This is a genomic window from Desulfogranum marinum (genome assembly GCF_963675105.2).
In the GTDB taxonomy this organism is placed as follows: domain Bacteria; phylum Desulfobacterota; class Desulfobulbia; order Desulfobulbales; family Desulfobulbaceae; genus Desulfogranum; species Desulfogranum marinum.
In genome coordinates, this window is record NZ_CAXXRO010000002.1 from 1,221,077 (window position 1) to 1,239,922 (window position 18,846).

The window sequence follows — 18,846 nt, forward strand, 5'->3', positions numbered from 1 at the left end:
GAGCCTATGGATCTCTGGGATCAGGTACATTTCGTCACCACTTCCATCCGGGCCAAACGGCTGCACTCGTTCCTTACCGGTCTGGGTATTGCCGTGGGCATTGCCGCGGTCATCCTGCTCACCTCTATGGGCGAGGGGCTGCAGCGGTTTGTTCTGACCGAATTCACCCAGTTTGGCACCAATCTGATCGCCATCAATCCAGGCAAGGTCACCACCATGGGCACGTCCCTCGGGGTAATTGGTTCCGAACGATTGCTCACCCTGGATGACTGCGATGCCTTGGCGCAGATCCCCCGGGTCGAGGCAGCGGTGCCCTTAGTCCAGGGCAATGCCGAGGTCAAGGCCAATGGCCGCACCCGGCGGATCACTATTTACGGAGTTGGGCCGGATATGGATCGCGCCTTTCGCATGCAGGTGAAAAGCGGTCGCTTTCTGCCGCCGGACGATGCCCGCAGTGCCCGGCCCTATGTGGTGCTTGGCTATAAGACCCGGCAGGAACTGTTTCCCGGTCGGAATCCACTGGGCCAGCGTATCCAGATCGGCAACCAGCCCGGGCGGGTCATCGGGGTGATGGAATCCAAAGGGCAGATCCTCGGCTTTGATATGGATGACACCGTGTACATTCCAGCGGTACGGGCATTGGATCTGTTCAATCGCGACGGCTTGATGGAGATCGATGTCCTCTACCAGGAAGGCGCGGACGCCGATGAAATGGCGGCGGCTATCAAGCGGGTGCTGCTGCAGCGCCATGGCCAGGAGGATTTCACCATCACCACCCAGCAGCAGATGCTTGATGTGCTCGGTTCGGTGCTGGGCATGCTCACCGTGGCGGTGGGAGCGTTGGGCGGCATTTCTCTGCTGGTGGGCAGTGTGGGCATTTTCACGGTAATGACCATTGCCGTGCGCGAACGGACTGGTGAAATCGGCTTGCTCCGCGCCCTGGGGGCGACGCGCGCGCAGATCCTGCTGATCTTTCTCCTGGAAGGAACCCTGCTCGCGGCCCTCGGCGGGGCGGCCGGCCTGGCTGCGGGGCTTGCCTGTGCCTTGCTCATCCACACCTTTGTGCCGCTGCTGCCGGTGCATACCCCGTGGAGCTTTGTCTTTTTGGCCGAGCTACTGGCCATGGGCATCGGCGTTGTTGCCGGCATCATCCCCGCCCGGCAGGCCGCCGGGCTTGACCCTCTGGAAGCATTACGCTCTGAATAACTGGATAACGGCTAGCACATTCAGCTCTTAAATTACAGTACGGTGATTAGCATTGGCACGAGAACATAAACCTTAAAAATCAAGTGGGCTCTTTACGTCCTTCTTTGGCCTACTTTTCACCGCATGGGTATAGATCATGTTTGTCCGCACAGCTGAAGAAGGAAGAAGGAGGTCGGACCAAAGTAATCATTTGTTTTGGCGTTATAAAATTCATCAAGACACCCATCTTTCATCCTTAAAATTTTCTTTTTTACCCCCAAAAAAAACCTTCTAAAAAATTATTCTTTTACTGCAAAACAACTAAAAACAGATTCCTTTTATGCCAGGAATGCACAGACACTACCTTCCCGGACTCGCCCGGCACATCACTCACAGGTGTCATAAGCAAGAATTTCTGCTCCGTTTTGAAAAAAGACAGGAAACGATGGCGTCACTGGCTTTTTGAAGCAAAAAAAACGATACGGCTTGTGAATACTCAACTATATCATGCGTGTTTCCAGCAAGAACATAACTACTGTGTGGAGGCATAATTACAAACTGATATTAAAAAAAGAAAGAGCCTTTGGAGTGAATCAATTGCTGTCCGAAGCGAGAACTTTGTAAAAAAGATACACCAGAAAGTTGGCTTACGAGCGAAAGGGCGCTCGATTGTCTCAGAAAAAGAAGGAATTGTTCTGAAGGAGGCTTCAGCTCCTTACAATAGCCTTTTTAGGGATAAAAAGAGTACTGTAAGGCCAGACAATAGCTATTTCATTGATTTAAACATCAGTAATTCAGCACGATAGCCTGGTCCGACCCGGTTAAAACTGTTCACCTTGGCGCGATACCTGACAGTTCGTATTGATTGGGCCAATTCGTTGTCAGAGAAGTTGAGGGGTGGATAAATCCCCCGAAGAATTACCGGCACTTCGCAGATCAACGTTATTTAACCAATATTCAAGCAGGTTACTCGGACAAAGTGATGCTGTTGAGAAACCCCAATTATCTTGATGTGGTGCAGTGGATGTGGCGACACATATTGGTAAGCTATGGCATGACAATATATCGAAACAAGCTGGGTAAGGTCGGAAAAAAAAGGGTTAATGAGGAAGGCATGCCCAAGTCTTTTGGATATTTTGCCTGAAACACTTGTCAGGAGATTATTAGTGACTACCCCAAGCAGATTATCATGTTGCTACAGACTAATGTCTCTATGAAAAAATGCCTGACCTGTACCTAAAAGATAAAAATGACGTGCAAAAGAACCCTGGATTGGTGACCTCTGCACATTGGTTGAATAGAACAATATGTTCAGGCCTACAGATTTTAAGCGTCGCAGAAATGACCGGGTTATGGAGCTACAGGGAAACCGAAACCCGTTTATTGATAATCCTGGGTGGGTGAATCTGATTTGGCAAGAAAAATGTGATTAATGGAATTTTACTGACAGCACTGACGGTGGTGACGTAAGACGCAGGGTGTTGATAGCAATGGCACCAGTGTCAGCAAATTGCCAATTCAGATTTATGCACCGGGCTATCATTGATGACTTCGATGAAAACATCTTAGATGAAAATGGTGCTCTTAACTGCACCCTTCTTGTGGATACTGAGAATAAGGGAAGCAACAATCAAGGCAGGGATTGTTTGGGGTTGGTGCTGGTGGTTGTGACCCCCACTTCCTTAATCTGGTTTCTGTAACTCAATCCGTCCCCTCTCATCTATGCTGAAGGGCAGCCAGGCAGCCAGACCATCTGCACTGACCGTTTCTCAACTATTGCCTTGAAACTCTAGCCACCCAGCAGTACGACATAAACGCTTGAACTCACATAACATTTTTCCAGATACTACATTGTGATCAAGGGGCAATTCGATCGTTGCTTAGTTCTGCACAAAACCATCCAATGATTGCAATCCCTCCAGGTGACTCTGTCACAGCACAAGAGACTGATGCTAAGTGTGGAGTTAAGACTTAGTGGAAATATGTTGACTTCCGAGACATTGATGAATGTCAAATCAAATAAGGGGATGATAGCAACATTCTATATAGAATCACTAGGATGCTTATTAACCAGTCCCCAACAGCATCCCCTCGGTAATTTTGATTTATGAAGGCATGCTGAAATACGGAGCTAGCGGGAAAGAAGTTGATAACTTGAGTAAGTGCATATGTACTGGTTCAGCGTGAATTGGAATTTTCAACCGTCTGAGTTAGTTTACTCATACGGAGGAATATTTCATGACCAAGAAACGAAAACAATACACCCCAGAAGAAAAAGTATTTATTTTAAAGCAGCATCTGGTGGACAACGTGCCGATATCAGATGTATGTGATCAACATCACCTTTCTCCAGCGGTATTTTACCGCTGGCAGAAACAGTTTTTTGAAAACGGTTCAGCGGCTTTTGTCACTAAACGAAAATCCAAAGAAAGCAGTCAAGAGCGCCGTATACGCGAGCTCGAGGAGAAGCTTGCGAACAAAAACGAAGTGGTCTCTGAACTCATGGAAGCCCATCTAAAATTAAAAAAAAATCTTGGGGAAATTTAAAAGGCAAGTGGGTTCCTCATGACATTCGAGACAATTGTGTTGATTTTGTCAAATATTGGGCTATGAAAACAGAATTATCATTCAAACTGTTTATAGCGTGGCTTGGCATATCAGCCAGTAAATTTTATAGCTGGAAAGAACGCTACGGCAAGAGTAATGAGCACAACGGCCAGGTCCCTCGCGATTTTTGGCTTGAAGAGTGGGAAAAGGCTGCTATCGTCGACTTTCATGATAAAAATCCACTTGAAGGATACCGGCGACTAACCTTTATGATGCTTGATAATGACATCGTTGCAGTTAGCCCCAGTTCTGTCTACCGGGTTCTGTCCTCAGCAGGGCTCCTTCAGCGCTGGGGCGCCAAGCCGAGCAAGAAAGGGACTGGATTTGTGCAGCCTCTCAAGCCACATGAGCATTGGCATATTGACATATCTCATATCAATATTTGCGGAACTTTTTATTATCTTTGCAGTATCTTGGATGGTTGTAGCCGTTATATTGTCCATTGGGAGATCCGGGAGACCATGACAGAGGCTGAAGTTGAAATAATTATCCAACGAGGGCGTGAACGTTTTCCTGATGTTGCTCCACGAATCATCTCAGACAATGGGCCCCAATTCATTGCCAAAGACTTCAAGGAGTTTATTCGTATCGCAGGAATGAAACATGTTCGGACCTCTCCCTACTACCCTCAAAGCAACGGTAAGATAGAGAGATGGCACAAATCATTGAAGACAGAATGTATCCGCCCAGGAGTTCTGTTATCTCTTGAAGATGCTCGAAAGGTAATTGCCGGTTTTGTTCGCCATTACAACACAGTTCGACTACACAGCGCCATCGGTTATATTACGCCGGAGGCTATGCTTGAGGGGCGGGATAAACAAATTTTAAAAGATCGAGATAGCAAGCTGGAAAACGCAAGAGCGGCTAGAAAAGCCAAGAGACGGCGACGACTAAGTTGTACCCCCGTAGCAAACGAGATTAATTTGGCAAGGCCAAGCCCTACGGGTGCTCGCAAGCTCGCAGCCTTGCCAAATTAATCTCGTTTGCTGGACCTGAAGGTGGCGATGACGGAGAGGCGTCTCCGACGGGGCTCCAACAAAAAGGCTTTTATTAGCTGGCAACAATCCGGCTATTACCAACTAACTCAACAGGCTTAAAATTCCAGTTCCAGCTGAAGCAAAACACATAGGGCTAAAGTAACTCCAAATATTCTAGCTTTTGAAAGGTAAAGTTTTGACCAAAAGGAAAAAGGCAGCGAACGCCGGTATAGATGCTTTGCTAGGTTTCGAGTTTCAACGTAATTGTGCGTTGTACTTGCTACTTAATGACTACGACCGTTTCAAAGGAAGAGAGTTTTTCCTGTGCATTGAACACCATGACGACTTCCTTTTCTGCTACAGAACAAATTGCCGCAGTAACATCCTGAAAATCGGCTAAAGCGCACACTTTAAACAGAAAGCACTACTCTATGAGCACGGCATTGTTGAAATACCGTGCTTTTTTCTTGCCTTTAAACGTGTACGTATTAGTATCCATACGCGCACTTAAAAGGGAGGATCATGCATGGCTAAGCCAATAACAGGAAAAAATCATGTCGGTGAACGGCGTGAAAAGCGACCGAATGGCGATATTTACGTCTATGAACGGATTACAGCCTACGATGAAAAGACCAGAAAGACCTACACGGTCAGTCAGAAGCTCAAAGGAAAAATCAAGGCAGGGACCCAAGATATTGTTCCGACTCGTCCTAAAAAACGTAAAGGCGACAGAGACGTTGTCGATGCAACACGTCGGCACACAGGCCTCACGGACATCCTGGAATGGGTTGGTAGGGTTTCCGGCATCGATGATGATGTGTGTTCTTCATTCAGCGAGGGTGATGCGGAGAAGATGCTTTCTATCGCACGCTACTGGATCGGTTCCGGCGGTAATACGCTCCCGCGCCTTGAAAGTTGGCAGGTGATGCACCCTCTTCCATACAGCGAAGCAATCACTGAAGACGTGTATGGTAAGCTGTTTAAGGATGTTGGGCGCAATGAAGAAGGTGTTCAGAGTTATTTTTCAGCTCGGGCTGCACGTCTGGGAGAGTCTCCTGTGTTGGCGTTCGACTCAACCACCATCTCGACCTACTCTGAAAATCAGTCGGAGGCGCGGCGAGGGTTCAATAAAGATGGCGACGGACTCAATACGATCAAGCTTTTGACCCTATATTCAGTAAAAGCTCGCGAACCGATGGCCTTCTCCAAACAACCCGGTAATATCCCGGATGTCATTTCCATTGAAAATACCCTGACACAGCTCAAGTGCCTCAACCTGGAGAAACCTCTGATTGTCACTGATAACGGCTACTACAGCCAGAAAAATATGATGGAATTCGCCTTGCGCAATGTGAAATTCCTTACCCTGGTGGATCCGAATATTGTCTGGGTCCGAGAGACAGTTGACGAACTTCGTGCAGCAATTGCCGGTATGTCCAGCACTTGCCCATTTGATCCGTCAATCTGCGGGGCAACATCGCTAAGAATGCACCAATTTGACCGTATACGAGAACGTTCACGCAACGGCAAGGCCGCCGGTGAAAAAGAAACGATCACACGCCGTCTGTATGTCCATGTTTATTACTCTCCCGACAACGAAGCCAAGAAGGAACTTGCCTTCCGGAAGGATCTGCTTGAACTGAAAACGCAAGTAGAAGAAGGGAAAACCGAATTCACGGAGTCAGCGCAAAAGAAAATCGACAAGTATTTAACCTGTTCCAGAAAGGGACGAGGGGGGCGGCTGAAGATAGGATTCAATGACGAAGCCATTGCCGAGGCAAAGAAATACTTCGGCTACTTTGCTCTTGTCAGCAACCAAACGATGGACACATTTGCCGCACTGGAGAACTATCGGATGAGAGAAAAAATCGAAGAACTCTTTGCCGTGCAAAAAGGCAGGCTCGATGGTGCGCGACCTCGTACATGGTACCCGGACAATCTGCGTGGAAGACAGTTTACACAATTTATCTCGTTGGGCTATCATTGCTTCCTGACGAAAAAAATAAAAGAAGTGCAAGCCAGACTCAGAAAGAAAGACACCGGAAAAACTAAATCACTTCTCAAACTCGAAAAAAAACTGGAAAACTGGCTTGCACAACGCTCTCTTGCCCAGATCCTGGACTGGCTCGACTGCATTGAAACCACAAAGGTTCGGACGGTCATGGCTGAATATCGATGGTCCACCGAATCAGTGGCCAGAGACAAGCTGTTCTTGGAGTATTTGGGAGTAGATATATAGTGTACGCTTTAGCCGACTTTCAGGGTAACATAGAAGAAATCCATTCTTATCAGGCCAAAAAACTCTCAGGAAGTGTCTGGACTATAAATGAACGATTTTCTGAAGTGATAGCTAAGATGCTGGAAGTTGGAAATGACCTTATAAACGACCCAGCGCCTAAATGCCAAAGCTACAATCATGATCTAACGTTTGTATCTAACACTGACATCAAACTGAACTACAAGCCTAGCTCAGGTGAAAAGAAAGATGGGAAAAAGGAAATCACCTACCTACTTAACGAACAAAACTGTAAGTGTACTTACGATTGCATTCCTGACGACATCAAAGACAAAATCAACAAAAAAGTAGATAGTTTCTGTAACAAGGCAAAGGTTACTTACCACAAGCATGAACTCGATAACCTGCATATTCAATGGGTGGATTTCCCACGTAGAAAGAATGAACAGAAAGATGCTCTGGTTGGGCTCATGTTCAGGAAGTTTCCACATGTTTCAGACCCTATAGCAGCTGTTGAGCTTCTTCTTAGCTTGTTCAGAGAAGTCGAAGCTGTATATAACCAAGGCAAGATTATTACCTTACTTGACAGCACCAAAAGGGTAGAAGGCGACGAAATCAAGAAAGCGATTGATGTCATTGAGACCGAGCAAAAGACATTCAAACTATGGAGAGAATACTCTACGGAGTTATCACGCAAATTTCGAGTTCCTATAGGTGTCCAAAATAACCATAGAAACTACATCAGGAATACGTTTGAGCTATTGAAAGACATGAAGAATAACGAACATCAAATAATCAAAAGCTTCGTTAGGGAAAATGACTACTCTATGGTCCATTACAGTTATGACGAAATGTTTTATGCATACGTTTCTGATATTAAAAGCTCAACTTTCGGGGTTGGAAGCGCATGACAGAAAATATATAGCAACCACCTGAAAATAGCATAAAAAAAAGAAAAGCTCTTCGCTTTCTGGTATATTGGGATCTGCGAAAAAACCAACAATACCAGGAAGAAAGAGCTTTTATGGAAACTACCAGTTATTTCGAAGCACAACAAGAGGCAAAACAGCTGCAATCTCGAATTGCATCGTTCTTTGACACCTTCACGATCGGCACTTTGCTCAATACCAGCGGAATACGCAAACTCAAAGGCACGACACCGTTAGTAATTTTTCAAGCGATCTTCATGCTTCCTTTCCAAGGAGCAAACTTTTATCGAGGGATCGTGCTCAATGATAATGTTGCTTTTGGCAAAGACGCTGCCTATGAGCTGTTGGCATCGCCCAAGTACAATTGGCGAGCCTTCATGCTCAAATTAAGTGCATTGGTTTGTCGATATTACGATGCATTGACTAATGATGACCGGGTAAAAGTTCTGATTGCTGATGACAGCGTCTACGATCGCGGCCGTTCCAAAAAGGTGGAACTCCTGGCAAGAATTTTTGACCATAACAGCAGGCGCTACCTTAATGGGTTTAAACTCTTGCAGTTAGGCTGGTCGGATGGAGCGAGCTTTGTCCCGTTGGATTTCGCCCTTCGCTCCTCAGTGGCAAAAAAGAACCGGCTTCAAGAATCCACCAAAGAGCTGGACAAAAGATGCTGTGGCTCCAAGCGCCGGAAGGAAGCTACGACAAAAACACCAGCGGTGCTGGAAGAAATGGTCAAGCGTGTTCTGGCTAGAGGAGTACGAGCTGATTACCTCCTGCTGGACAGCTGGTTCTGCTTTTCCGGCTTGATTGCCAGACTGAGCAAAGACATACCGGTAATCTGCATGGCTAAGGATCTCAAAAGCGTTCTTTATTGTCACAAAAATGTCCATGTCCGGCTGAGTGAACTATACAAGCGTTTGCGTAAAAAACCGGGACTGGCAAAAGTCCTTGCCAGCACTGTAGTAGAAATGAAAGGGGGAACGGCGGTTAAGGTCGTTTTTGTTCGTCATCGCAATACAAGGAAATGGCTGGCCTTGCTCAGCACTGACCTCGAGCTTGCCGATGAGGAAATAGTCAGGATATACGGAAAACGCTGGGACATAGAAGTGTTTTTTAAAATGGCGAAGCAGCACCTGAACCTTGAGCGTGAGGTCCAACTCCGTGACTACGATGGCCTCATCGGACATACAACCATTGTCATGACTCGTTATATTTTCCTGGCTTTTGAACAGAGGCATTATGACGACCCGCGGACGCTAGGCAGCCTGTTCCATGCCTGTTGTGATGAGGTGGCCGACATCAGCCTGCTGGAATCGATGAAGCGCCTGTTGGCCCTGGTCCTGGATGCAATACGATCTACAGGAGAATTCTCGGAGCAAATAATTTCATCAATGATTGATGTAATCATGGGGACGGCTGTTGATATCCTGAATTCACACCAGGCGTGCACCTCTGTTTTAAACGGTAAAACAGTAAAATGAGGCAACCCCGAAAGTTGAGTTAAAAGTAAATACAGTATGAACCTAAGCAATATCGATATTTTCTTCTCTACTTTATGTGCATTTGTAGAGTACCGGGGCGAGGTTGTGCAATGAGTGCAACTATTAAAGTCAACAGATTATTTGTCAGCTCAGAATCGCATAACCTCTGTTTCTGCAATGAATTCTCTCCTGGTGCAAACATTATTAGCGGGCGCAACACATCCGGAAAAAGCTCTCTAATTCAGAGCCTATTATATACTTTTGGTGTTAATGACGTTAGTGGAAATTTGGATGAAATCCTCGGTTACCAGCCAACCTTCAGAGTCGATTTCACTAAAACTGTTAATGAAATTGAAGAAGAATATACAATTATCAGAGAGCCAAAATCCATCTATGTCAAAGAGCCAAACGGCCGAGTAGTTCCATTCCATGGAATCAATGCTGACAGCAGTGTCGAACACGTTAAGCTTAAGGACTATTTACGAAATTTAGTTGGTTTTACCCTGTATCTAGAGCAAAAAGGCGAACTAAAATCAGCGCCACTCGAAAGCATGTTCTTGCCGTATTATATTTCTCAGTCTGTAGGCTGGATATATTTACGTGAGTCGTTTTCAAGTCTTCAATATTACAAAGGATTTAAGGACGACTACTTAGACTATTACCTTGGTATTAGTAACAACTTCGATCGTGTAGAGCATAGAAAGCTGACTCAGAAAAGAGATCGGCTAGCAGCTGATATCAGCAATCTCAAGCGATATAGCAAGAAGGCTGAGTTCCAGTTTTCAAACTTGGTTGACGAGGCATTTGGTGAGCAGGCTGAAGAATACATTAAAGACTACGTCCAAAAGTCGAACTCATTAGAGGAAGCAAGAAACAAATACATACAGCTTTGCAATGAACTTTCTCTATTGCAGAATCACCATAAAATCCTGAAAAGAACTAAGACAAATATCAAGAAACAGAGCTACAACGATGTTGATCGCTGTCCAGCGTGCACGCAGGTGCTGTCATACTCATTAGAAGGTTTGTATAGCCATTATCAAAAGTACAATGATACAGTTACACTTGAATCACACATTACCGACAAATTAACTGATAAAAAATCAAAAATACACTCGTTTAACAAAAAAATGACAACTATCAGAAAAGAAATTTCTGATAATTACGGTGTTCTTTTAGACAAAAAATTGGACGGTGTCACGTTTGAACAATGGGTCGCTAACAAGGCGAATGTTACATTATACAAGCAAGTGCAAGCAGATCTTGAAACGTCACAAGGAGAACTAGCAGATATTAAAACGTCTCTTGGATCTATGGTTACAGAACAAGAAACAATTGCCGCAAGATGCAGGAAAGAAAAAGCATTTAAGAAGATATTCTCATATTATACATCGCAGTTAGCACTTAAGCCGTTGGCTGACTCTAGATATTTGGATTTGTACAAAATTCATTCTTTTCCACGGCAAGGTGTTGAACTTCACAAGACTGTCATGGCCTATCATTTTGCGTTGAACGCTTTGATTGCGAAGTCGAAAACAGCACACAGGCTACCATTCTTGCTAGACGCGATTCTCAAAGAAGACATCGACGAGACTAATTTAAAGACTATTTTGACATTTGTTGGCAACAACCTTCCAGACGATACACAGACGTTTGTGTCTATCTCTGAACATATTAATGATGATTCTGGTTCTGAAGATGAAGAAGACGTCAAACCTATCGAAAAAGTAAAGGTTAAAGACGTGAAAGAGACTTACTTCCCGTTAGGATCAAAGCTGTTTTACATTGGTGATGGACAGATTGAGCGAGGCTTTCTGTCTCAATCGCTAGAGGATTATCAAGAACTTCATACAGATACCGTTGATATAACGGCCATCTAAATGATGGCAAGTGGACAAATACCATTAAAATTAGAATCATAACAATAAAGTGCAGCGCAACTGCAAGCCCTTGGCGTTACAAAGTCCAGATTTCTCCTATAGATCATGACTAACAAAATTATTCCTGGAAAAAGATAATTCCAGACAATCTCAGCGATGTTCATGAATAATCTTGGACTGTGAATTTCTGATTTCCAAAAGTCCAGATATCTCCCATCAGTCATGACTTAGTGGAAATATGTTGCTTTTAGAAAAACCGACAAGATGAGTCACGCAAAAATTTGACCCCTTTGCCATTACATCCGGAAAAACCCAAGATTGATTATTTGACAGTTGTCCCAGGCGTATTAACCTTCCATTATGCAGTGTTTGTATCTGTTCCGTTGCAAATCCGAAACATTTATAGAATTAGGAGGTTAATTATGGGCAATCAATTGATACTAAAAGCAATATTATTAATTCCAGCATTATTATTGGTTTCCTGCATGCCTAAACAGGCTGCAATCACGGTTGACTTTAAAAGTGTTTCACCTGGTACCAGCGTTGAAAAACAAGGCAAAAGATTGCCCCTCGTTGATAATGGTATACAACTAGGACAGCAGCTGCCAGAAACGGCACTTGTGGACGCAGTTTCCATGCAATCCATAAACCTTCGGGAATACAAGGGAGAGGTACTATTGCTTAGCATCGTCCCCTCAATAGATACCAAGGTTTGCGAGACACAGACCCACTACCTGGGAGAAGAAGGTGACACTCTACCGCCAACGGTTAAACGCATCACCATCAGTCGTGATACACCATTTGCCCAATCGCGCTTTGCAGAAGAAGCAAAACTTACAGATATTCAGTACCTTTCGGATTACAAAGAAGGCTCCTTTGGCCGCTCAGTTGGCCTGTTGCTCGACGGCCCCCGTTTACTTGCCAGATCAGTGATTATTGTCGATAAACAAGGAATAGTCCGGTATATCCAGGTAGTACCTGACATCACACATCTGCCCGACATGGAAAAGGCATTTTCCAAGGCGGTGGAACTTGCCAAGGAATCATGATTAATCCTGATTTGTTGTCTGGCACTCGTTGTCTAAATGGGTGCCGGATCAAATCTTTCGTCATCAACTGATTATGAGATGTTTACATATTTCCTGAACACTCACCGCTTGATAAGGATGGCGTGATTGCTTGCAGTCTCCCGTTGGCCGCTTACCTCTTCTGACGGTCACGATTTCCCGCATAGATAAGTTACCGGAATCTTCGCTTCCTGCTAAAAAATAGCGCCTGTTCAAACAGGCAAGCGAAGACTCCGTGAGGCACCTGTAAGCAGTTTCAGGTTTTAGGTTTAATAAATCAAAGAGTTATCATCCCCGTGAGTTGTTACTCATTGCTAAAATCAAGATTGAGGTCATCCAAGTTTACACATGAAGTCAGATTATTACTGAAGAGAGCACAGAAACGACCCTTTCTATAGCAAAAGCATATATACCAGAATTACGCTCTATCTGATTTAACACACACTGAGTAAGGGCTTTGGCTCCTTCTCGGTGTTTACTAATCAACGAGCTGTTCGGGTTTGATCCCCATGACGAACGCGACGTGTTTTAAATCATCGCTCAATGGATTGTCACCCTTCTCCATTTTAGAAAGGGTTAAAGGGCTGATATGCGACCGAGCTGCTAAATCTTGCCACCCTAATCCAAGATAACGGCACCAAGCCATTAGCAGGTTCCAGTCATTTTCAATCTTAAACCCCATAACTGGATAAGGGATATGCACACCGTTCTTTTTAGTCATGCACCGCTCCTTTAAAACAAATTTTAATTTCAAACTCAATTATTTGATATTATTGTTTAAAAAGTAATTGCACAATTAACAGTCTGTTTTTCGTTTTCAATCAAAAAGTTCCCCCTTCGGGTTAGGTGTGAATTATTGAAATTACCATACAATGAAATGAAAAAAAGAGCGCGATAAAAGGAATATAGATTAGGGGCAATTGGGTCGGATTTTTGCTTGACTCTTGACGGATATGTCTTTTCACTTTTTTTGGGTCAGGCCACTACGCATGGAATATATAAATGCCACCTGACACGCAATCCAAATCAAGCAAAAACTTGCCCTTGTCTTTCCCAATTACGGACGCCTCTAATACTTTTTCCAAGTGCATAAGCAAAGAGAATCCACGTTATGAAAATCCATGTGAACGATAACGACCTCGGGGTCATCAGAACACGGTTTGAACAGTATGTTGCCACCTTCAAGGAGGCGGAAGCTTCACATCAGGCTAATATTTCACTCAAAAGAGAGCATAGTCTTCGAGTATGCGACAATATCCTTCTCATCGGCAGAGCACTCGGTCTTGAGGACGGCGAACTCCGCTTGGCAGAAATAATCGCGCTGCTGCACGACATCGGTCGTTTTGAGCAGTATGCCCAATACCGTACCTTTATGGACAGTAAATCGGTCAATCATGCTGAACTCGGGATCCACATAATTGAAAAAATAGAAATACTGGCAGGGATGGAAACGGACCTCAAAGAGATGATCATACGCCCGATTCTCTATCATAATCGTGCTGCACTGCCTGCAAAAGAAACACAAACCTGTCTGTTTTTTTCCCAGTTGATCCGTGATGCCGACAAGCTGGACATCTGGAATGTAACAACCAATTATTATCTGCAAAGCCATGGAAAAAAGAATACAGTCATTGAACTTGGGCTGGACAACCGAGAGGATCTCAGCCCTGCGGTTATCAACGACCTGCTTCACCACCGTATTGTGGACATCAAAAATCTTAACACGTTAAATGATTTTAAGTTGCTTCAGGTCAGTTGGGTCTTTGATCTCAATTTTGTGCCAACCGTTGAAGAGACAATGAAAAGAGGCTATCTCCAAAAAATGCGCTCTGTATTGCCCGATTCCGAAGAGATCGAAGAAATTTTCGCAATGGCAACCGACCATATGCATAAAAGAATAGGAAAGGAGCAAAAGGGGCAAGCCTTTGCTTGACTCCTCTCATCTATACTGTTTCTCTGGAAATTGATTTCTCTAAAGACAAAAAAACTAGAACAGACCGGGATTGGTAAACATAGGCTTTGGAGCATTCACATTAATTTTAGTGGGAACATTCAGTAGAAAAAAAATCAGAAGCAACCAATTCAACCGGAACGGTACAGCGCCCGACGTAGAAAGCTGCGCCTGTTCCTCGTGACGACCCATTTCAAACGTTCAATGGTCAAAAAATGTCTAGCGCCGACAAACAATTCAAGAATAGTTTTTCAGGTAAAGGTGTATTCCCACCAAAATATGCTTTTACCCTGCTCATTCCATTTAGAAATATATTTCTCTCTCCCAAACAACTCATACAACGACTGGACATAAACAAAGACCATAACATGCTGGAAATAGGCCCAGGTCCAGGATATTTCAGCACCCATATAGCAAAGAAGTTAGAAAACGGCAAACTCGTCTTGCTCGATATTCAACAAGAGATGCTAGATTTTGCGAAGAAGCGGCTAGAGAAGAGAAACATTGGAAACGTTGAATACAGATTAACCGATGGGGTTAATCTTGATCTTGAAAGTGATTTTTTTGACAGAGTGATCCTAGTGACAGTTATCGGAGAGATTGACAATAAAAGTAATTACTTAAAAGAAATCCACAGAAGTTTGAAGCAAGAGGGGATCTTGTCTATTTCAGAATTGATGGGTGATCCTGACAAGCTGAGTATAGATGAGCTTACATCGCTTGTCACCTCATGCGGTTTCAAAACAAACCAAGTTTTCGGCACCAAACGAAACTACACAATAAATTTCAAAAAAGAGAAGAAAAACAAGATGTAAGTAAAGAGCGGTTTATAGCTCTGCCAATGTCAACGTCGCACACGAAGCACCACTATTGGATATGGATCCCCCACCCTGCAGCAACCATACTCTGGTAGGTTACGGCACGCCGGGAGAGACTCTCTTCTGCGTGTCTGATCAGGTCTTGAAAAGAACTCCATGCTTCCCAAGACCTGCGATGAAAGGCTGTGCCGAAGAGGCTTCTCCAGAAATACGGATGTTTCAGCCTTCTTTTCGTCCATCCGGATGACCTGTGCCTTTGACAGCGCCCGGCTCTCCCGTGACAAAACCGTTCTTCATGTAGCTCACCACGTCATCGGTTGAAACCACCTTGGCGACAGTGCTGCCGGCAACCTTGAGTGCAATCTCTTGATTTGCGGTGGCCGTTGCAACGGCATCACCTGCCAGCACGACATCATACCCACGCGAGTTGCCTGCGTAGGCCGTGCTAAGAATACATTCATCTGTCCAGAGACCGACCAATACAATAGTATCGATATCGGCTGCCTTGAGTTTTTCATCCAGATAGGAGTTGCCGTTCTCATCAAAAGTCCAGAACATGTCCAGATGTTTTCCATGGTAGAACCAACCGTCGGCAACCTCCTCCTCTGTCGGGCCAATTTCTGAGAGGGGTTTCATGCCTGGTGCACCGTTAAAAACATACACCGCGTTCTCCGGATCTTCGGGACGCAGCCCTTTTGGACCATACCAACGATCCATGGCGTTGCTGATGCCATCGTCAAAGGTACGGGTCCAGGCACTCCACATTATGCGAATGCCATCACTTTTTGTCTGAGCCACTCGAAACGTATCCACAAGTTTGGTGAGATTCGGCAAAATACCTCCTGCATATGGTCGGTACTCTTCCTGACAGTCATCGAGCAGCAGGGCAATTCTGCGAGGCCGGTCCTCCAGGTTCCAGGAAGCCCAGAAACTGAGCGGCTGTTTGTTTGGACCACCTGGAGTGTTGCTGTAGTTGTCCATCGGTTGCAGCGCCTGGTCCATGTCTCGATGCTTGCAGGGCATCTGGAGAGCTTCTTCAAGTGTCCGAATCTTGCTGTCACTGTTGTTTCTCATCAAGTCCCTCTCGAATAGTGTTTGAATCCATAGGCAACCGTCGCATCGACCGCCGACCAGCGTGACCCCCTACCTTTTTATCGTTTTCTCAGCCCTTTACGCTATCTAATGCCGGTTCCACTGTCAAGAAATTTAATTAAGAGGATCGCCCCAGTCCCGAATACGATCACAATCGTGGACTCCTTTTTCCTGTTCGTGAATCCTGTGATTTATTATATCAACACCCTTCCCCCTTTTCGGGAGGATGACGATCCGGCTCAATGCAAAAGTCATCACCCGACATCGGGTAGACATAGCCCGATAAGTAACCGATCAGGCTAGACAAATAGAATGATATCTCCTAGTATGCCGGGGTGCATAAATACCGGCTGGATTTCCGGCCATTTTTTATAACGACAAAGAGGAACAAATGAAATCAATTAGAGGGGTTATCGTACCCATTGCATTAACATTACTATTAAGTTCTTGTGCCGGCCTTGACACCAACCAGAAACAGGGTACAGCAATTGGTGCAGGTGTAGGGGCCGGTGTAGGAGCAATTCTTGGTCAAGCCATAGGCCATAATACTGATTCGACTTTGATCGGCGCTGGAATAGGTGCGGCACTTGGTGGATTAGCGGGTAACCAGGTAGGTCTTTATATGGACAATCAGGAACGCGAACTCCGCAATATTATGGCCAACTCAGAAGCAGCAAGTATCAGGCGCAGTCAAGATGTGCTGGTCGCCACTTTTAAGGGAGAGACTTTTTTTGAACATGATTCCAGTGCGTTGCTGCCCGGTGGCTACAACGAGATAGCCAGGATGGCGTCTGTTCTCAACAGGTATCCACAGACGCAGATCGAGGTTGGAGGACATACCGATTCAACGGGATCAGAGCAATATAACCAGCAGCTTTCCTTACGCAGGGCGCACTCCGTTGAGAATGCTCTGATTCAGCAGGGAGTCGCCTACAATAGGATAAGGGCGGTAGGCTATGGCGAAACTCGCCCCATCTCCTCCAGCCATGCCATGAACAGAAGGGTGGAGGTGGTTATTATTCCGGTAACTCAGTAAGCTGTGTTGTCCCGCTAAATAAAACACAACTGCAACCAGATCAGCAATAATGAAAAGGTATTATCCATTTCACCTTTTCATTATTTACCCTCTTTTTGTTACTGCTTTGCAAAGCCTGTATACGGTGCATTGGCGAATCCCTTGACCAAAGTATTGTGAGCTAGCTACTGACGACATAAAACAAGAAGACAGCTACTTTACTGTTCCGGGACAACACGTAACCACCCTGCCCTGCGAGAGGAATAAAGACACTATGACACTATTGAGCGGGTTACCACTTCAGCCGTCTCAAAATTATCGCTGGATAATTGTATTTGCCGGCACATTAGGTCTTCTAGGCGCCCTCGGCCTTGGCAGATTTGCCCTGGGAGTCATGCTCCCTGCAATGGGGAGAGGGTTGGAGTTGTCATACGGGCAGATGGGGTTGCTTTCGGCGGCCAATTTCTGCGGCTACCTTGTGGCTGTGCTCGGATGTGGTTTCCTAAACGCAATGCTCGGCGCGAGAAGGCTTATCTTTTATGGGCTAACGCTTATAGGTTGTTCAATGATACTGATCAGCCTGGCGTCTTCACTGTATCAGGTGATTATCCTCTACACGCTCACCGGAATAGGTTCAGCGCTGGCAAACGTCCCAATCATGGGCCTGATCGCGGTCTGGTTTGAACCAGCCATGCGGGGAAGAGCTGCCGGACTTTGCGTGATGGGCAATGGCTTTGGGATACTCATCTCCGGTGAGGCTGTGCCGACTATGAATCAGCTTGGATCGGGTTGGGAATTAAGCTGGCTGGTGTTTGGCGGGGTTGTGTTATTTGTCGCCTGCATCTGTCTGATGCTGGTACGTAATCGGCCAACTCATCGAAAAGGCTCTCCTTTGGCCACAGGAACAAAGACTGCTGAAAACGGTAGAAAACCTGGGGCTCTGTACCTTTCAGGCATACTCTATTTTCTCTTTGGATTGACCTATGTAATATACGTAACATTCATCGTAACCTCCCTTATCCAGGATAGAGGTTTCACCGAGCAGGCTGCCGGAAATCTTTGGGCATGGGGAGGCTTTTTGTGCGTACTGTCCGGCCCTCTCTTCGGGTATATTTCAGATCGTATCGGTCGGCGAAATAGCCTTATAATTGTGTACTCCCTGCAGGCAATAGCCTATCTGTTAGCGGCATGGACGGGCTCTGCTGTCTCTGCTTATCTTTCCATCTTCTGTTTTTCTTTAGTAGCCTTCAGCATACCCTCTATTATAGCTGCCTTGGTGGGTGATTTGGCAGGACCGGAAAAGGCAGCAACGTGGTTTGGATTTGTCACCTTTGTATTTGGAATCGGACAAATAGCAGGCCCAGCCAGTGCCGGTATTATCGCAGAGTATACGGGAAGTTTTTCCTTCAGTTTCCTGTTGGCAGCAGGTGGAGTGACACTTGCGGCACTGCTGAGCATGCAGTTACCTTCAAAGAAGGTTCAAGTTGGTGACATATAACAGGAGATCAAGGTAACTATTGAGCAAGACCTCCACTGACCACGGTCAACCCGCACTGCATAAGCCAAAAAGGCAACCTAAGAATAATGTCCTTTTTTAGTTAGCGCCTT

Annotated in this window: 16 protein-coding genes and 1 pseudogene; 15 read left to right on the forward strand and 2 right to left on the reverse strand. The window is 45.4% G+C overall.

Features of this window, described 5'->3' with window-relative positions; all coding sequences use genetic code 11:
• Positions 1–6 precede the first annotated feature (6 nt).
• From ACHZCY_RS06250 to ACHZCY_RS06300, 11 genes and pseudogenes are all read left to right on the forward strand, one after another.
• Entirely contained in the window at positions 7–1,206 is a 1,200-nt protein-coding gene (locus ACHZCY_RS06250) for an ABC transporter permease (RefSeq protein WP_205224898.1), read from the forward strand.
• A gap of 319 nt (positions 1,207–1,525) precedes the next feature.
• Positions 1,526–1,674 (forward strand): annotated as a pseudogene (locus ACHZCY_RS06255) (transposase); the annotation flags it as partial.
• 493 nt (positions 1,675–2,167) lie between these two features.
• Positions 2,168–2,329: a hypothetical protein gene (locus ACHZCY_RS06260; RefSeq protein WP_205224897.1), complete on the forward strand. Its 162-nt coding sequence runs from the start codon at positions 2,168–2,170 to the stop codon at positions 2,327–2,329.
• Between the two features lie 208 nt (positions 2,330–2,537).
• Positions 2,538–2,618, forward strand: coding sequence for a hypothetical protein (locus tag ACHZCY_RS06265; RefSeq protein ID WP_394713369.1), 81 nt, complete (start codon positions 2,538–2,540; stop codon positions 2,616–2,618).
• Positions 2,619–3,423: 805 nt separating this feature from the next.
• On the forward strand, positions 3,424–3,732 hold the full coding sequence (locus ACHZCY_RS06270; protein WP_319548208.1) for a transposase: 309 nt from the start codon (positions 3,424–3,426) through the stop codon (positions 3,730–3,732).
• A 62-nt stretch (positions 3,733–3,794) separates the two neighbouring features.
• The gene (locus ACHZCY_RS06275; protein WP_319548209.1) at positions 3,795–4,769 is read left to right on the forward strand and encodes an IS3 family transposase; all 975 of its coding nucleotides are present in this window, start codon (positions 3,795–3,797) and stop codon (positions 4,767–4,769) included.
• A 526-nt stretch (positions 4,770–5,295) separates the two neighbouring features.
• The gene (locus ACHZCY_RS06280; RefSeq protein WP_319548210.1) at positions 5,296–7,008 is read left to right on the forward strand and encodes an IS1634 family transposase; all 1,713 of its coding nucleotides are present in this window, start codon (positions 5,296–5,298) and stop codon (positions 7,006–7,008) included.
• Positions 7,008–7,916, forward strand: coding sequence for a hypothetical protein (locus ACHZCY_RS06285; protein WP_319548211.1), 909 nt, complete (start codon positions 7,008–7,010; stop codon positions 7,914–7,916). Before ACHZCY_RS06280 ends, ACHZCY_RS06285 begins: the two co-directional genes overlap by 1 nt.
• 113 nt (positions 7,917–8,029) lie before the next feature.
• A complete protein-coding gene (locus ACHZCY_RS06290; protein ID WP_319547517.1) occupies positions 8,030–9,415 on the forward strand; it encodes an IS4 family transposase in 1,386 nt (461 codons plus the stop codon).
• A 110-nt stretch (positions 9,416–9,525) separates the two neighbouring features.
• The gene (locus ACHZCY_RS06295) at positions 9,526–11,295 is read left to right on the forward strand and encodes a P-loop NTPase family protein (RefSeq protein ID WP_319548212.1); all 1,770 of its coding nucleotides are present in this window, start codon (positions 9,526–9,528) and stop codon (positions 11,293–11,295) included.
• A gap of 422 nt (positions 11,296–11,717) precedes the next feature.
• On the forward strand, positions 11,718–12,344 hold the full coding sequence (locus ACHZCY_RS06300; RefSeq protein WP_319548213.1) for a thiol peroxidase: 627 nt from the start codon (positions 11,718–11,720) through the stop codon (positions 12,342–12,344).
• Positions 12,345–12,840: 496 nt separating this feature from the next.
• Here ACHZCY_RS06300 and ACHZCY_RS06305 read toward each other — a convergent pair whose 3' ends face one another.
• A complete protein-coding gene (locus tag ACHZCY_RS06305) occupies positions 12,841–13,083 on the reverse strand; it encodes a helix-turn-helix domain-containing protein (protein ID WP_319548214.1) in 243 nt (80 codons plus the stop codon).
• A gap of 390 nt (positions 13,084–13,473) precedes the next feature.
• On the opposite strand from ACHZCY_RS06305, the gene ACHZCY_RS06310 reads away from it, so the two are divergent.
• Positions 13,474–14,295, forward strand: coding sequence for an HD domain-containing protein (locus ACHZCY_RS06310; protein ID WP_319548215.1), 822 nt, complete (start codon positions 13,474–13,476; stop codon positions 14,293–14,295).
• 233 nt (positions 14,296–14,528) lie between these two features.
• Positions 14,529–15,128 (forward strand): class I SAM-dependent methyltransferase, encoded by a 600-nt coding sequence (locus ACHZCY_RS06315; protein WP_319548216.1) that lies wholly within the window; start codon positions 14,529–14,531, stop codon positions 15,126–15,128.
• Between the two features lie 222 nt (positions 15,129–15,350).
• On the opposite strand, the gene ACHZCY_RS06320 is transcribed toward ACHZCY_RS06315, so the two are convergent.
• Positions 15,351–16,205, reverse strand: coding sequence for a cysteine hydrolase family protein (locus ACHZCY_RS06320; protein ID WP_205224687.1), 855 nt, complete (start codon positions 16,203–16,205; stop codon positions 15,351–15,353).
• 409 nt (positions 16,206–16,614) lie between these two features.
• On the opposite strand from ACHZCY_RS06320, the gene ACHZCY_RS06325 reads away from it, so the two are divergent.
• Positions 16,615–17,259, forward strand: a complete 645-nt coding sequence (locus ACHZCY_RS06325) for an OmpA family protein (RefSeq protein WP_205224686.1) — start codon at positions 16,615–16,617, stop codon at positions 17,257–17,259.
• Between the two features lie 253 nt (positions 17,260–17,512).
• Positions 17,513–18,736, forward strand: coding sequence for an MFS transporter (locus ACHZCY_RS06330; protein ID WP_319548217.1), 1,224 nt, complete (start codon positions 17,513–17,515; stop codon positions 18,734–18,736).
• Positions 18,737–18,846: the final 110 nt, after the last annotated feature.

Coding starts and splice junctions, on each gene's coding strand:
- ACHZCY_RS06280 (WP_319548210.1), top strand. CDS start 5,296: ATGGCTAAGCCAATAACAGGAAAAAATCATGTCGGTGAACGGCGTGAA.
- ACHZCY_RS06270 (WP_319548208.1), top strand. CDS start 3,424: ATGACCAAGAAACGAAAACAATACACCCCAGAAGAAAAAGTATTTATT.
- ACHZCY_RS06320 (WP_205224687.1), bottom strand. CDS start 16,205: ATGAGAAACAACAGTGACAGCAAGATTCGGACACTTGAAGAAGCTCTC.
- ACHZCY_RS06250 (WP_205224898.1), top strand. CDS start 7: ATGGATCTCTGGGATCAGGTACATTTCGTCACCACTTCCATCCGGGCC.
- ACHZCY_RS06330 (WP_319548217.1), top strand. CDS start 17,513: ATGACACTATTGAGCGGGTTACCACTTCAGCCGTCTCAAAATTATCGC.
- ACHZCY_RS06305 (WP_319548214.1), bottom strand. CDS start 13,083: ATGACTAAAAAGAACGGTGTGCATATCCCTTATCCAGTTATGGGGTTT.
- ACHZCY_RS06325 (WP_205224686.1), top strand. CDS start 16,615: ATGAAATCAATTAGAGGGGTTATCGTACCCATTGCATTAACATTACTA.
- ACHZCY_RS06310 (WP_319548215.1), top strand. CDS start 13,474: ATGAAAATCCATGTGAACGATAACGACCTCGGGGTCATCAGAACACGG.
- ACHZCY_RS06300 (WP_319548213.1), top strand. CDS start 11,718: ATGGGCAATCAATTGATACTAAAAGCAATATTATTAATTCCAGCATTA.
- ACHZCY_RS06295 (WP_319548212.1), top strand. CDS start 9,526: ATGAGTGCAACTATTAAAGTCAACAGATTATTTGTCAGCTCAGAATCG.
- ACHZCY_RS06275 (WP_319548209.1), top strand. CDS start 3,795: ATGAAAACAGAATTATCATTCAAACTGTTTATAGCGTGGCTTGGCATA.
- ACHZCY_RS06265 (WP_394713369.1), top strand. CDS start 2,538: ATGGAGCTACAGGGAAACCGAAACCCGTTTATTGATAATCCTGGGTGG.
- ACHZCY_RS06290 (WP_319547517.1), top strand. CDS start 8,030: ATGGAAACTACCAGTTATTTCGAAGCACAACAAGAGGCAAAACAGCTG.
- ACHZCY_RS06315 (WP_319548216.1), top strand. CDS start 14,529: ATGTCTAGCGCCGACAAACAATTCAAGAATAGTTTTTCAGGTAAAGGT.
- ACHZCY_RS06260 (WP_205224897.1), top strand. CDS start 2,168: ATGCTGTTGAGAAACCCCAATTATCTTGATGTGGTGCAGTGGATGTGG.